Here is a 13469-nt window from a genome sequence, read left to right as displayed (position 1 = left end):
CAGTTGCTGGGAATTTGGACGAGAGGTGCGACTCTTTCGGCAGGTTTCGAAGCTGACGTAGACGATCGCGGGATCAAGCGTCGTACGATCTCGGTCGTGCAGCTCCGCTACTCCTATCGGGCTTACCCCAATGCCACCCAGCGCACCGCGCTGGCCCAGGCGTTCGGGTGTGCACGCGTGGTGTGGAACGACTGCCTGCGAGCGCGGAAGGAAGCGCAGGCGGCAGGGCTCCCCTACGTGAAGTCAGCCGAGCTTTCCAAGGTCCACATCACCCAGGCCAAGCGCACCGAAGAACGGGCGTGGCTGGGGCAGGTGTCATCGGTCGTCCTCCAGCAGTCCCTCCGCGATCTCGATACCGCGTACAAGAACTTCTTTGATTCGGTCGAGGGCGCGCGTCGGGGACGCAAGGTTGGGCCGCCCCGGTTCAAGTCGAAGAAGGACGCCCGCCAGTCGGTCCGGCTCAACACCAATGCCTTTTCCCTCCAGGGTGACGGCACGGTGTACGTGGCCAAGGTCGGCAAGCTTAAGGTGAAGTGGTCACGACGTCTGCCGACGCCCCCGACGTCCATGACTGTGGTCAAGGACTCTTCGGGCCGATACTTCCTGAGCTTCGTCGTGGACACTGAACCTGTGATCCTCCCCGAGCTGGAGACCGAGGTGGGGCTGGATCTTGGCCTCTCGCACTTCGCGGTCCTCTCAGATGGGCTGAAGGTCCGCTCTCCCCGGTTCTTGCGCCGGGCGGAGAAGAAACTGAGGCGGGCGCAGAAGAATCTGAGCCGCAAGGAGAAGGGCAGTAACAACCGGGCGAAGGCCCGCGTAGAGGTCGCACGTTGGCACGCGAAGGTCGCCGACCGGCGCCGGGACTGGCACCACAAGCTTTCCACGAAGATCATCCGCGAGAACCAAGCGGTGTACGTGGAAGATCTCGCGGTGTCGGCCATGGGCCGGACGCGCCTGGCCAAGTCAGTCCACGACGCCGGATGGTCCAGTTTCGTCAACATGCTCAAGTACAAGGCCGCCAAGTACGGCCGACACTTCGGCAAGATTGGCCGCTTCGAACCGACCTCCCAGATCTGCTCGGTCTGCGGAGCCAAAGACGGCCCCAAACCTCTGTCGGTCCGGGAGTGGACCTGTCAGGAGTGCGGGGCCGTCCACGACCGGGACATCAATGCAGCATGCAACATCCTGGCCGCCGGACGGGCGGACAGGCTAAACGCCTCGCAGAGCGTCGGTAAGACCAGGGCGAAGGCCCCGGCTCAGCGCGTTGAAGCAGGAAGCCGCCAGAAGGGTCCAACGACCCAGGCTGGAAGCCTCGCCCTTTAGGGCGGGGAGCGAGTCAAGTGATTCACGTCACCAGAGTGTGGAGCGATCCGACTGGACTCGGCAGCATCATCCTCTATACGGGCTCCCTCATCGGCAGATTGGCTGCCCGCCTTCACCGTGAGCCCGGCCGCCTTCGCGGAGTTCGTGCGCGGGCTCTGACGGACAGGCCCAGGCCCTAGCCGCGGCGAGCGGCTGGGGCCTCGGATGGCATCGTCAGGTGGGCGGTCAGGGCTGCGACGAGCAGGCAGGCGACCGCCCACCAGGGCATCGACGGAAGGCTGTTGGCCAATGCCGTGCCGATCCCCGCACCCACGAGCTGCGCCGCGATGACGGCGGCCGAGGCTGCGCCTGTGTGCTGGGGGAAGGCGGAGGCCGTCGCGGTGGCAAAGACCGGCATGAACGCCAGGCCCATGCCGAGGCCCGCGAGGATCATGAAGGGGAGCAGGGTCGGGTATGCGTTGCCAGACGTGACCTGGAAGATAGCCATCGTCAGGCCGAGCATTGTGATCGCCAGACCCGTCACGACGAGGACGCGGGGTGTCACACCGCGCCGCAGCAGGCGGGGGGAGACCTGCGTGGAGCCGATGACGAGCCCGGCGACCACGGCCAGCATGGTGAATTTGGTCTCGTGCGCGAAGGGGTTGAAGACCGCCATCGGTAGCTTGGCCAGGGCCGGTACGCCGGTCCCGGCGAGAAGCAGGGCGAGGAAGCCGCCGAGCCAGGTGCGGTTCTTGAGGACGTACGCCGGGAGGAGCGGCGCCGATGCGCTGCTCTGCCACCACAGGAAGGCCAGGAACAGGACGACGCCCCCGGAGAGCGGCGCCACCACCAGGGGGTCGCCCCAGTTCTCCGCCGGTGAGGCGCTCCAGTTCCCCGACACCCTGAGGGAGCCGTAGACGAGGCCGCCGGTCCCGAGGGCGCCGAGTAGGACGCCAGGCAGGTCGAAGCGGGTGTCGGGGCGGTCCGGGCGGTCATACGGGAGGACGCGTGTTCCGGCAAGGGCGATCAGAGCGAGGGGCGTGACGATCACCAGGAGCGACCCCCAGTTCATCCACTGGGCCATCAGTAGTCCCAGCACCGGCCCGGCGAGGCTGACCGTGGCGTAGATCCCGAAGGCCCTGATCCGTTCCTTCGGTTCGGGGAAGCCGGTGCTCACCAGGGCCAGCGCCGCCGCGGTGACCAGGGCGCCGGAAGCGCCTTGCAGGAGGCGGGCCAGGAGCAGCGGCAGCTCGGAGGCGAGGGCGCCGGTCGTGCCGCTGAGCGTGGCGGCCATCGCGAGTCCCGCCAGGCCCGTGACCAGCGTCCGTTTTCCTCCCACGCGGTCGACGATGTGGCCGCCGAGGAGTAGCAGCGCCCCGAAGGGGACCGCGAAGCAGGTGATGAATTCCGGGGTGACCCGGCCGACGAGGAAGGACCTTGTGTCCCCCGCACCGAGCAGCACCGCCAGTTGTGCCAGGGCGATCACGGCGAGGTTCCACCGGCGGTAGGGCGACGGGGCGGGGGTGCCGCGGTCTCGGGCGGTCGGGATGTAGGCGGGCGCCGCGGCGGCCCGTACCTCGGCCGGTGCCTCGGGCCGCGCCGCCGGAACGTAGTCCAGCAGTTGGGCGGCGTGCCGACCCAGTTGGGCCAGGACCTCGCCCGGGAGCCAGACTCCTCCCCCGTCCCCGGCGGTGTGTTCGGCGATCTGGGCCGGGGTGGGCCGCTGGGCCGGGTCCTTGGCCAGGCAGGCGCGTACGAGTGGGAGGAGGGAGTCCGGTACGCCGGTGAGGTCGGGGTCTTCCTCGGCGATGCGGAAGAGGTGGGCGTTGAGGCCGGTGTCGGTGGCGCCGAAGAGGAGGCGTCCGGTGGCGGCGTAGACGAGGACGGCGCCGAGGCAGAAGACGTCGCTGGCGGGGGTGAGGGGGAGGCCGCGGACCTGTTCCGGTGACATGAAGCCGGGTGAGCCGATCAGCATGCCGGTGCGGGTGTGCAGGCTGTCGCCGCTGAGGCTGTCCATCGCCCGGGCGATGCCGAAGTCGATGACGCGGGGTCCGTCCACGGTGACCAGGACGTTGGACGGTTTGAGGTCGCGGTGGATCAGGCCCGCCGCGTGCACGGCTTGCAGGGCGAGGGCCAGGCGGTTGGCGAGGACGCGGACCGAGTGCTCGGGCAGCGGGCCGAAGTCCCGGGCGACGACCGTGGTCAGGTCGGGGCCCGCGATGTACTGCGTGGCCACCCACGGCACCGCCACCCCGGCGTCGGTGTCCGCATCAAGGACGTCCGCCGTCCAACTGCCGCCCACCCGCCGGGCCGCCGCCACCTCACGGGCGAAGCGTTTGCGGAACTCGGGATGGGCGGCGTACTCGGCCTGCACGACCTTGACGGCGACCGTACGGCCGACCTCGTCGCGGCCGAGATAGACCAGGCCCATGCCGCCCGCGCCCAGCCGGGCTATGAGGCGGTAAGGGCCTATGTACGTCGGATCTTCGACGGTGAGCGAGTCCACGGCAGGAATCTAGCGGAGGCCGTCGGCGGGGGGCGGCCCTTGCCTTCATCCTGCGGGACTCCGAGAACCCGGGCTGCCCGCTTGCACCGTGAGCCCGGCAGCACTCCTTTGAGTTGCTGACGACCTGTACCCGCTGCTTGTTGATCACGGGCTCGTTTGCCGAGGCGGAAGAGTAACGCTGCCGATGCAAGGGAGACACAGTGCTCAGGAAAGTAGCCATCGCCGCCCTGGGGGCCGCCAGCCTTGTCGGGCTGTTTGCGGGTCCTGCTCAGGCTGACGCCGAAGTGGACTCCTGGTTCTCGGCGGAAGCACCCGTCGAGGAGTCCAGCGGATGTGTCGAAGGGGAGGTTCACAAGGAAACTGACCACGGCGAGAGCGAGTTCGTCGACTGCTACAGCCACCCCCGCGACTACCCCTCCTCGTTGTCGGCGAAGTACGACGTGCACTGAGTCAAGGATCAAGCTGACGGCAGGTCTGCTCGTGGTCCCGATACCGGCGCACGTGCGGCCGGGGCCATTTCCGGCCTCGGCCGGAACCCTTCTGTGCCGTCCCGGCTAGCTTCAACCTGAACGTAACTGCCTTTACCCTGATGCGGGTTCGACCGGCGGCCAGGCCGGTCCGGGCCACCACAGGGGATCACCGGGGGACGGGCAGCATGGGCATTGCGCTGAGTGAGGACGACAACGTCGACGGGGGCATAAAGCCGCTCGCGGCCGGGGACCCGAGCAGGATCGGGCCGTACCTGCTGCTCGGGCGGCTCGGGGCCGGGGGCATGGGGCGGGTGTTCCTGGCCCGGTCCGAGAGCGGACGTACGGTCGCGGTCAAGGTGGTGCACGAGGAGCACGTCTCGAACGCGCAGTTCCGGGCCCGCTTCCGGCGCGAGATCGACGCCGCCCGGAAGGTCGGCGAGGAGTACACCGCGCCCGTGCTCGATTCGGACCCCGACGCCGACCGGCCGTGGGTGGCCACGGGGTACGTTCCCGGGCTCTCGCTGGAGCAGATCGTGCGGCGGCACGGCCCCTTGCCGGTGGATTCCGTGCACGCGCTCGCCGACGGGCTGTTGCGCGCGCTGAAGGACATCCACTCGGTGGGGATCGTGCACCGCGACCTCAAGCCGTCGAACGTGATGCTGACGGTCGAGGGCGTCCGCGTCATCGACTTCGGGATCTCGCGCGCGCTGGAGACCTCCGTCGAGTCGCTGCTGACCAGCACCGGCATGGTCGTGGGCTCGCCCGGTTTCATGTCGCCCGAGCAGGTGCGCGGGCAGCGCGCGGGGGCGAAGAGCGATGTGTTCACCCTGGGGTGTGTGCTGGTGTACGCGGCCACGGGCAAGCTGCCGTTCGGGCACGGAGCCAGCAACCAGCACGCCGTGATGTTCCAGATCGTGGAGGGCGAGCCCGCGCTGGAGGCGGTCGAGGACGAGGCCCTGCGCGCGTTCATCGGCCGCTGCCTGACCAAGGGCGTGGACGAGCGGCCCGGTGTGGCGGAGCTGCTGGAGGATCCGGAGCGGGTGCGTCCGGCGACGTCCGGTGGGGCGTGGCTGCCGCCCAAGGTGGTGGCGCGCCTGGCCCAGCAGGCGGCGCGGCTGCTCGACGCGGAGGCGGCGCCGCCCGTGCGGGAGGAGGCCGGGCCGGCCACCGACCGGGCGACGGTCGATCTGCGGAAGAAGGACGGGGCCGGTGGGTTGGTGGTAGCTCCTGTGGCCGATTCGGCCGCCGGTCCGCTGGTCGGGCCCGTGGGCGGGAGCACCGCTTCCGGGGGTGAGCGGCGCTCTCGGCGGCGCTGGACCATCGCCGTGCCGGCGGTCCTCGTGTTCACGGTCGGCGGCGGCACGGTGGCGCTGGTCCAGCCCTTCGGCAGCGGCGGAGGGGGAGGCCAGCACGCCTCGCCCCCGGCGGCGAGCGCTCCCGTGGTGCCCGGTGGGGTGGGCGGATCGCCTTCCGGGGCCGGTGGCGGTACGCCGACCCCCGGTGCGCCCGGTTCCCCGAGCCCGTCCGTCCCCGGCCAGCAGCCGGGGCAGCCGCCGGGGCAGGTCGGCGGGGCAGCGCAGGGCGGCGCGGCTCAGGGTGGGGCCCAGGGCGGTGCCGTTCAAGGTGGCGCGGCGGCGGGGGGCGCGCCCGGGGGTGGCTCGGGCAACCCGGGCGGCGGAGCCGGGGGTACGGGCACCGACCCGACCAAGGGCTCCGGCGCGGCGGCCGGTGGAGGCGCTGCCGCCGGGGGATCCCCGGCCGGGGGCTCGGGCGCGACGCCCGGCGGCTCCGGCTCCGGTTCGCCGAGCGGCGGGGGCTCCTCCGACACGGGCGCGGTCCCCTCGTACTTCGTGGGCTCCTGGAGCTACGCGGGCCAGTTCAACTTCGGCCAGCCCGACACGGTGACCATCTCCCGGTCCGGGGGAGTCCGGCTGATCGCCGACACCCAGGTGGGCCACTGCGAGTTCACGGCCAGGGTGGTGTCGGTGACCAACGGAGGCACCCGCATCAACGTGAGCGCGGCGGCCGTGGATCCGGGCGGGACCACCAGTCAGATCTGCGGCGGCGGCCTGGACCCGTCGTTCTTCACCCGGAGCGATCCGAACGGGATCCAGCACAACGTGGGACCCGCGCACGGAGACGGGTACCCCTACCAGCGCTGAACACGTGGTGAGAGTGCGAAGGCGGCGGGGCGGTGCCATACCCTCTCGCGCATGAATTCGATGGAGGATGTGTGGGTGCGGCTCGCGCCTCGGGTGCCGGAAGGGCTTGCGCCCGGCGCGGCCGAGGGCGAGATCCGAGCGGCGGAGGAGCGGATGGGAGTGCGGTTCTCAGAGGATCTGCGTGCCTCGTACCTGCTGCACAACGGCGGCCCCATGCCGCGCGTCGCCGGGCAGGAATGGTACGTAGGCGAACTGCTGACGTTGGAAGAAATCGGCGGCCTGTACGAGGGGTTGATGGGAAGCATCGACACCTCGTGCGAGCACGATGGCCCCGAGGACTGCGGCTGTGAGTGGCACAAGCGCAACGGCCACCCCGTGCGTCAGGGCAATTCCTGGTACCGGGGATGGATCCCGCTCATCGACAACGGCGACAGCGAGTACTGGGCCGTGGACATGTCGCCGCTGGTCGGCGGGACGGTGGGGCAGGTGATCGACGTGGACTGCGCAGGGCCGCCTCCGGAGGTGGCCGCGCCATCCTGGCGGGCCTACCTGCAGGGCATCGTGGACGGACTGGACGCGCTCGGGGCGTAACCGGCGTGCTGAGCACGGCGGAAGGCGCCCGGGGTGTGGCCGGTCACGCGGGTGAAGAACTTGCCGAAGTTGGTGGCCTCGGTGAAGCCCAGCGCTTGGCCGATCGCGGCCATGGGCAGGTCGGTGTGGGCGAGCAGCCTCTGCGCTTGCAGGGTGACGCGGGCGTTGGCGAGCTGCTTGGCGCTGCGGCCGGTGGCCGCCAGGCACGCGCGCGTCAGAGTTCGGGGGGCGTAACCCAGCCGCGCGGCGTAGTCCTCGATGGAGCGCGTGGTGGCGAAGGAGCGTTCCAGCTCCCGTCGGAAGGCGAGGTAGACCTCGGCGCCGGGCGTAGCGGGGACGGGGCGTCCGGCCGGGTCCGGGAGGCGCGCCGTGCGGATGAGCAGCGCACCGAGGAGTTGGCGAAGCAACGCTCCGGTGAGTTCGACGTGTGTATCGGCGGGCGCTGTCGTGCCGGGGGGCCGCTCCTCTCGCAGCGTCCTGTATTCCGCGTCCATCTCCGTCACGGCGTGGTCGAAGGCGTCGAACTCGTCGGGCTGTAGGCGCCATGCGACGGGGCCGAATCCGTCGATCACCTCGCGTGTCGCGGGCACAGACGGCTGGAAGTCGGCAGTGAACAGCAGCAGAACGGCGTCGAGGTCCGCGGGGTGGCCGTCCGCGCCGGAAGGCAGGCGCTGCACCTGTCCGGGCCGCAGGTGCAGCAGCGTGCCACGGACACAGGGGTGTGCGGCGAAATCGACCATCGCAGTGCCCTCGCCGCCGCGTACGAGCATGATCTGGTGAAAGTCGAGACGGCTCGGCCGACGGACGACTGAACGCTTCAAGCGCGCCTTCAGCGCATCGAAAGTCAGCACCTCGACACCGGTGTGCAACCGGTCAGGATTGTCGTAGGCGATGTCGATGACATCACGCTGTCCACTTTCGACCATCACGGGTCCGCACCTTACCTCGCCCTTGGGACCGTCGCGGAGGCACTGTGGTGTCACGGCCGAACGGCGGGCGCCACACCCGGCGCTGCACCGAAAGCCGTCACCACCACCCCTTCGTGAAGTTAAGGACCTTTCATCATGTCCCCTGTCATCACCGACCCCGCGAACCTGCCGATCCTCTTCCAGGACGCGCTGAACGCCGGCGATGTCGACGGCGTGCTGGCCCTGTTCGCCCCGGGCGCGGGCATGCGCACGGTGGCCGGCGAGCACATCACCGGCGCCGAGGCGCTGCGTGCGGAGATCGGCGGAACCGTCGCAGCCCGCGGCAGGCTGACAAACGTCAAGCGGCACACGCTCATCGGCGCAGGAACCGCCCTCCTGGTCACCGACTGGACCCTGGAGATCGACGGCCCCGGCGGCGAACGGATCGCTCCGACCGGCACCACCGCGAACATCGCCCGCCAAGACACCGACGGCGGCTGGCGCTTCACCGTCCTCAACCCGCTCGGCACCGCCTGAACCCGGGCCGGTTGAACGACAAGGTGAGAACACGTTTCATTTCTGACCTTCCGTCAGAATGGAACGTGTTCTACTCTGCCGCGCATGGGCATCGGAATCACACAGGAACAGCGGGAGTTGGCCGACGCGATGCGCGGCTGGGTGGCGCGCGCCGTGCCGCCCGAGGAAGTGCGCAAGCTGCTCGACACCGCACCGCAGACCGGAGCGCGCCCCGCCCACTGGGACGCGCTCGTCGCATCCGGGCTGCTGGAGCCGCACCTGGAGGGCGGCACCCTCCTCGACCTCGCCGTCGTGGTCGAGGAGGCCGCCCGGGGGGCGCTGCCCGGGCCGTTCCTGCCGAGCGCGCTGGCGTCCGTACTCCTCCAGCGGGCCGGGGCCGAGCCGCTGGACGGGCGGGTCGGGGCCGTCGCGCTGGGGCCCGGGACCCTGACCGCCGTGGCCGTCGAGGGCGGCGGGCACCTGCTCGACGGGACCGCGCCCCCGGTGCTCGGCGCGGGTGAGGCCGATCTGGTCGTGCTGGCCGCCGAGGCCGCGCACGGCACCCTGTGGTTCGCGGTGGACGCCGCCGCCCTCGACATCCGCACCCACGAGAGCGCCGACCCGACCCGGCCGACCGCCGAGGTGCGGGCGCGCGGGGTCTCCGTACCGCCCGGGCGGCTGCTGCCGCTGGAGGCGGCCCTCGTGCGGGACGCGGCCTGCGCGCTCTTCGCCGCCGACGCCTGCGGCACCGCCGCCTGGGCGCTGCACACCGCCGCCGAATACGCCAAGGTGCGCGAGCAGTTCGGGCGGCCCATCGGGCAGTTCCAGGGGATCAAGCACCTGTGCGCCGACATGCTGGTGCGGCTGGAGCAGGCCCGCGCGCTGGCCTGGGACGCGGCCCAGGCGATGGACGAGGACCCCGACGTACGGTCCCTCGCCGCGGCCCTCGCCGCCGGGACGGCCCTGGACGCCGCCTACAGCTGCGCCAAGGACTGCATCCAGGTGCTCGGCGGGATCGGCTTCACCTGGGAGCACGACGCCCACATCTACCTGCGCCGCGCCCTGGTCGCGCGCCAGCTCCTCGGCTCCGGCGACGGCCACCGGGTGCGGGCCGTGCGGCTCGCGGCCGACGGCGCCCGGCGCGAACTGCGCCTGGAACTCCCGGCCGCGGCCGAGCGGCACCGCGCGCGGGCCCGTACCGCCCTCGCGGACGCGCGCGGCCTCGACCCCGCCGCCGCCCGCCGGGTCCTGGCCCCCACCGGCTACGCCGCCCCCTACCTGCCCCCGCCCTACGGCCTCGGCGCGGGCCCCGTCGAGCAGCTCGTCGTCCAGCAGGAGCTGAAGGAGGCCGGGATCAAGCTCGCCGACCTCGGCATCGCCACCTGGGTCGTGCCCTCGCTGCTCGCCTACGGGACCCCCGAGCAGCGGGAGCGGTATCTGCTGCCCACCCTGCGCGGGGACATGACCTGGTGCCAGCTCTTCTCGGAGCCGGGCGCGGGCTCCGACCTCGCCTCGCTGCGGACCCGGGCGGAGCGGGGCGAGGACGGCACCTGGAGGGTCAACGGACAGAAGGTGTGGACGAGTTCCGCGCACAGCGCCGACTTCGGGATCCTGCTCGCCCGCACCGACCCGGACGCGCCCAAGCACAAGGGGCTCGGCTACTTCATCGTCGACATGAAGCAGGCGCGCGGGATCGACGTACGCCCCCTCAAGGAGATCACCGGCGAGGCCCTCTTCAACGAGGTGTACTTCGACGACGTCGAACTCCCCGCCGACGCGCTGGTCGGCGCGGCCGACGGCGGCTGGAAGGTCGCCCGCAACACCCTCGGCAACGAACGCGTCCACATGGCCGACCAGATGACCTTCGACACCGGCCTCGAAGCGCTCATCGCCCGCTCCGTCGACCTCGACGGCGCGGGCAGGGCGCGGATCGGCGCGCTCGCCGCCGAGGCGCACGCCCTGGCCTGCATCGGGCTGCGCACCACCCTCCAGCAGGTGTCCGGGCTGGAGCCGGGCGCGGGTGCCTCCGTACGCAAACTCGTCCAGACCCCGCACCAGCAGCGGACCGCCGAGCTGACGCTCGAACTGCTCGGCCCGGCGGGCGCGGTGCGCGAGGGGGTGGGGGCGCGGGCGGTGCACGGGATGCTCATGTCGCGCTGCCTGACCATCGCCGGGGGCACCACGCAGGTGCAGCTCAATGTCGTCGCCGAGCGGATTCTCGGCCTTCCCAGGGACTGACCAGGACTGACCACCGATTCAAGGGACTAGGAGTCAGCGAATGAAGTCGTACATCGTGGGCGTCGGCATGACGAAGTTCGAGAAGCCGGAGTCGCGGGACTGGCAGTACTGGGACATGGTCAAGGAAGCCGGGAGCGCGGCGCTCGCCGACGCGGGCGTGGACTACGGGCTGGTCGAGCAGGTCCCGGTGGGGTACTGCTTCCAGGCCTCCACCGCCGGCCAGCGGGCCGCGTACGAACTGGGCCTGAGCGGGGTCCCCGTCTACAACGTGAACAACAACTGCGCGACCGGCTCGACCGCGCTGATGATGGCCCGGCAGTTCGTCGAGGGCGGCCTCAACGACTGCGTGCTCGCGCTCGGCTTCGAGAAGATGAAGCGGGGGGCGCTGGGGGGCGGGGCGGACGGTGGCGACTTCAGCACCTCGCCGGTGGCCCGGCACTACGGGGTCATGGCCGCCGGGCACGGCTTCGAGATGACCCCGCCGACCGCGCAGATCTTCGGGAACGCGGCGCGCGAGCACATGGAGCGGTACGGGACCACCGAGGCGCAGCTCGCGGCGGTGGGCGCGAAGAATCACCGGCACTCGGCGAACAACCCGAACGCGCAGTTCCAGGACGTCTACACGGTGGAGGAGATCCTCGCCGCGAAGACCATCCACCGGCCGCTGACCAAGCTCCAGTGCTCGCCCACCTCGGACGGGGCGGCGGCCGCGCTGGTCGTCTCCGAGCGGTTCGTGGAGGCGCACGGGCTGGGGGAGAAGGCCGTCGAGATCGTGGCGCAGTCGATGACCACGGACACGGGGGAGTCCTTCGCGTCGGGGTCGTGCATCGACGTGGTCGGCAAGCCGATGACGGCGGCCGCGGCGCGGCAGGTGTACGAGCGCTCCGGGCTCGGCATCGAGGACGTGGACGTCATCGAGCTGCACGACTGCTTCTCGGTGAATGAGCTGCTGACGTATGAGGCGCTCGGGATGTGCGAGGACGGGGCTTCGGGGAAGCTGGTGGAGAGCGGGGCTACGACCTATGGGGGGCGGTGGGTGGTCAACCCGTCCGGGGGGCTGATCTCGAAGGGGCATCCGCTGGGGGCGACTGGGCTGGCGCAAGCGGCGGAGTTGGTGTGGCAGTTGAGGGGGGAGGCCGGGGCTCGGCAGGTGCCGGGGGCGAGCGTCGGGCTGGCGCACAACATTGGGCTGGGTGGGGCCGCTGTGGTGACGCTGCTGCGCAGGTAGTGGGCCCTCCGGGGGCGCCTCAAACGCCGGCGGGGCTTAAACAAGGGATGGGTCGATGACCGTTTCGCCCATGGAGGCTCGGCGGATGGAGTCGGCCAGGTCTTCGATCGGGACGTCGCGGAGGATCAGGCCTGCCGCGCCCGCGGCGAGGGTGGTGTCCAGGAGGCCGGGGTGGGCCGAGCCCGTCACGACCAGGACCGCGCACTCCGGGTCGTCCTCGTGGACGGCGGCCACCGCGTCCGGGGTCTGGACCAGGGCCACCGCCGGGCGGGCCGTGGCCCCGGCCACCACCTCGATGTCCGGCTGGAGGCCGAGCCGCAGGGCCAGGGCCGGGTCCGGCGGGACCAGCAGGACCCGCAGGGACTTGGCGGTCCGGTGCTCCCGGGGCATTTCGTTCACCGGGTCAGAGTAGGGCCGCCGGATGCGCGTGGCGGCGTAGAACACACCCGGACAGCATGGAAACTGACGCTTGGTCAGGAGCCTTCCCAAGTGCTCGGGCGTGCGTTATACATTCCTTCATCGGTTCCTAGAACGCGTTCTAGAACGGGTTCTGGGTCGACCCGCATACGACCTCGGTGTGGCCGACGGTGCGGACGGTCGCACCGAGGTCTTCCACTTCGTGGACTACGAACAAGGAGCAGCATCCTCAATGCCGATCGATGCCGCCAAGGCCCTCGCCGCCGACCCCCGCGTGGGGGAGATCGGCTGGGACCACAAGGACATCCAGCTCTACCACCTCGGCCTCGGCGCCGGCCTCCCGGCCACCGACCCCGACGAGCTGCGCTACACCCTGGAATCCAAGCTGCACGTCCTGCCCAGCTTCGCCACCGTCGCGGGCGCGGGCATGGCCATGCTCGGAGGCCTTGCCGCGCCCGGGATCCAGGTCGACCTGGCCGCCGTACTGCACGGCGGCCACTCCATCGAGCTGCACCGGCCGATCCCCGTGAAGGGGCGGGCCACCTCCACCTCCAAGGTCGCCGCCGTCTACGACAAGGGGAAGGCGGCCGTCATCGTGCTGCGCTCCGAGGTCGCCGACGCCGACGGCCCGCTGTGGACCAGCGACGCCCAGCTCTTCGTCCGCGGCGAGGGCGGCTTCGGCGGCGAGCGAGGGCCCTCCGTCCGCGGCGAGGCGCCCGAGCGCGCGCCCGACCGGGTCGAGGAGCGGCGGATCCGCGAGGAGCAGGCGCTGCTGTACCGCCTCTCCGGCGACTGGAACCCGCTGCACGCCGACCCCGAGTTCGCCAAGCTGGCCGGCTTCGACCGGCCGATCCTGCACGGGCTGTGCTCGTACGGAATGACCCTCAAGGCCGTGGTCGACACGGTCCTGGGCGGGGACGTGACCCGGGTGCGCGCCTACCGCACGCGCTTCGCCGGGATCGTCTTCCCGGGCGAGACGCTGCGCATCCGGATGTGGCAGGAGCCGGGGCGGGTCCTGGTGTCCGTGACCGCCGCCGAACGGGACGACGCGCCGGTCCTCGCCGACACCGTCGTCGAGCACGCGTAACGAAGTACGAGCGACAGAACCAGCAGAACGAGCAGAGGAGCCGC

11 protein-coding genes are annotated in these 13469 nt (G+C 71.1%); 8 read left to right on the top strand and 3 right to left on the bottom strand.

Features of this window, described 5'->3' with window-relative positions:
- Positions 1-96: 96 nt before the first annotated feature.
- Positions 97-1323, top strand: coding sequence for an RNA-guided endonuclease InsQ/TnpB family protein (locus tag OHS33_RS10790; RefSeq protein WP_330330170.1), 1227 nt, complete (start codon positions 97-99; stop codon positions 1321-1323).
- A gap of 175 nt (positions 1324-1498) precedes the next feature.
- On the opposite strand, the gene OHS33_RS10785 is transcribed toward OHS33_RS10790, so the two are convergent.
- Complete coding sequence (locus OHS33_RS10785) at positions 1499-3808, bottom strand: bifunctional serine/threonine protein kinase/MFS transporter (RefSeq protein ID WP_330330169.1); 2310 nt, start codon at positions 3806-3808, stop codon at positions 1499-1501.
- A gap of 200 nt (positions 3809-4008) precedes the next feature.
- Here OHS33_RS10785 and OHS33_RS10780 point away from each other — a divergent pair, with 200 nt between their 5' ends.
- The 3 genes from OHS33_RS10780 to OHS33_RS10770 all read left to right on the top strand — a co-directional run bounded on the left by OHS33_RS10780 (position 4009) and on the right by OHS33_RS10770 (position 7031).
- On the top strand, positions 4009-4257 hold the full coding sequence (locus tag OHS33_RS10780; protein WP_330330168.1) for a hypothetical protein: 249 nt from the start codon (positions 4009-4011) through the stop codon (positions 4255-4257).
- A gap of 206 nt (positions 4258-4463) precedes the next feature.
- The gene (locus tag OHS33_RS10775; protein ID WP_330330167.1) at positions 4464-6440 is read left to right on the top strand and encodes a serine/threonine-protein kinase; all 1977 of its coding nucleotides are present in this window, start codon (positions 4464-4466) and stop codon (positions 6438-6440) included.
- Between the two features lie 51 nt (positions 6441-6491).
- Positions 6492-7031, top strand: a complete 540-nt coding sequence (locus OHS33_RS10770) for an SMI1/KNR4 family protein (RefSeq protein ID WP_330330166.1) — start codon at positions 6492-6494, stop codon at positions 7029-7031.
- Here the strand turns inward: OHS33_RS10770 and OHS33_RS10765 are convergent.
- Positions 6986-7957 (bottom strand): helix-turn-helix domain-containing protein, encoded by a 972-nt coding sequence (locus OHS33_RS10765; RefSeq protein WP_330334997.1) that lies wholly within the window; start codon positions 7955-7957, stop codon positions 6986-6988. The two genes, OHS33_RS10770 and OHS33_RS10765, sit on opposite strands and share 46 nt — an antisense overlap.
- A 138-nt stretch (positions 7958-8095) precedes the next feature.
- Here OHS33_RS10765 and OHS33_RS10760 point away from each other — a divergent pair, with 138 nt between their 5' ends.
- The 3 genes from OHS33_RS10760 to OHS33_RS10750 all read left to right on the top strand — a co-directional run bounded on the left by OHS33_RS10760 (position 8096) and on the right by OHS33_RS10750 (position 11921).
- Entirely contained in the window at positions 8096-8476 is a 381-nt protein-coding gene (locus tag OHS33_RS10760; RefSeq protein WP_330330165.1) for a YybH family protein, read from the top strand.
- Positions 8477-8560: 84 nt separating this feature from the next.
- Positions 8561-10693: an acyl-CoA dehydrogenase gene (locus tag OHS33_RS10755; protein WP_330330164.1), complete on the top strand. Its 2133-nt coding sequence runs from the start codon at positions 8561-8563 to the stop codon at positions 10691-10693.
- Positions 10694-10733: 40 nt separating this feature from the next.
- Complete coding sequence (locus OHS33_RS10750; RefSeq protein WP_330330163.1) at positions 10734-11921, top strand: lipid-transfer protein; 1188 nt, start codon at positions 10734-10736, stop codon at positions 11919-11921.
- A gap of 36 nt (positions 11922-11957) precedes the next feature.
- Here the strand turns inward: OHS33_RS10750 and OHS33_RS10745 are convergent, their stop codons facing one another.
- On the bottom strand, positions 11958-12311 hold the full coding sequence (locus OHS33_RS10745; protein WP_330334996.1) for a DNA-binding response regulator: 354 nt from the start codon (positions 12309-12311) through the stop codon (positions 11958-11960).
- Positions 12312-12570: 259 nt separating this feature from the next.
- On the opposite strand from OHS33_RS10745, the gene OHS33_RS10740 reads away from it, so the two are divergent.
- Entirely contained in the window at positions 12571-13425 is an 855-nt protein-coding gene (locus OHS33_RS10740; RefSeq protein ID WP_330330162.1) for a MaoC/PaaZ C-terminal domain-containing protein, read from the top strand.
- Positions 13426-13469 lie beyond the last annotated feature (44 nt).

Origin of the sequence: Streptomyces sp. NBC_00536 (assembly GCF_036346295.1) — a bacterium.
Classification (GTDB): domain Bacteria; phylum Actinomycetota; class Actinomycetes; order Streptomycetales; family Streptomycetaceae; genus Streptomyces.
Note: the sequence above shows the minus strand (reverse complement) of the source record. Positions and strands in the feature narration are given on the sequence as shown.

Bases quoted from the DNA above. Each gene is read 5' to 3' on its own strand.
- OHS33_RS10760 (WP_330330165.1), top strand. From the start codon at position 8,096: ATGTCCCCTGTCATCACCGACCCCGCGAACCTGCCGATCCTCTTCCAG.
- OHS33_RS10745 (WP_330334996.1), bottom strand. From the start codon at position 12,311: ATGCCCCGGGAGCACCGGACCGCCAAGTCCCTGCGGGTCCTGCTGGTC.
- OHS33_RS10755 (WP_330330164.1), top strand. From the start codon at position 8,561: ATGGGCATCGGAATCACACAGGAACAGCGGGAGTTGGCCGACGCGATG.
- OHS33_RS10770 (WP_330330166.1), top strand. From the start codon at position 6,492: ATGAATTCGATGGAGGATGTGTGGGTGCGGCTCGCGCCTCGGGTGCCG.
- OHS33_RS10765 (WP_330334997.1), bottom strand. From the start codon at position 7,957: ATGGTCGAAAGTGGACAGCGTGATGTCATCGACATCGCCTACGACAAT.
- OHS33_RS10740 (WP_330330162.1), top strand. From the start codon at position 12,571: ATGCCGATCGATGCCGCCAAGGCCCTCGCCGCCGACCCCCGCGTGGGG.
- OHS33_RS10775 (WP_330330167.1), top strand. From the start codon at position 4,464: ATGGGCATTGCGCTGAGTGAGGACGACAACGTCGACGGGGGCATAAAG.
- OHS33_RS10750 (WP_330330163.1), top strand. From the start codon at position 10,734: ATGAAGTCGTACATCGTGGGCGTCGGCATGACGAAGTTCGAGAAGCCG.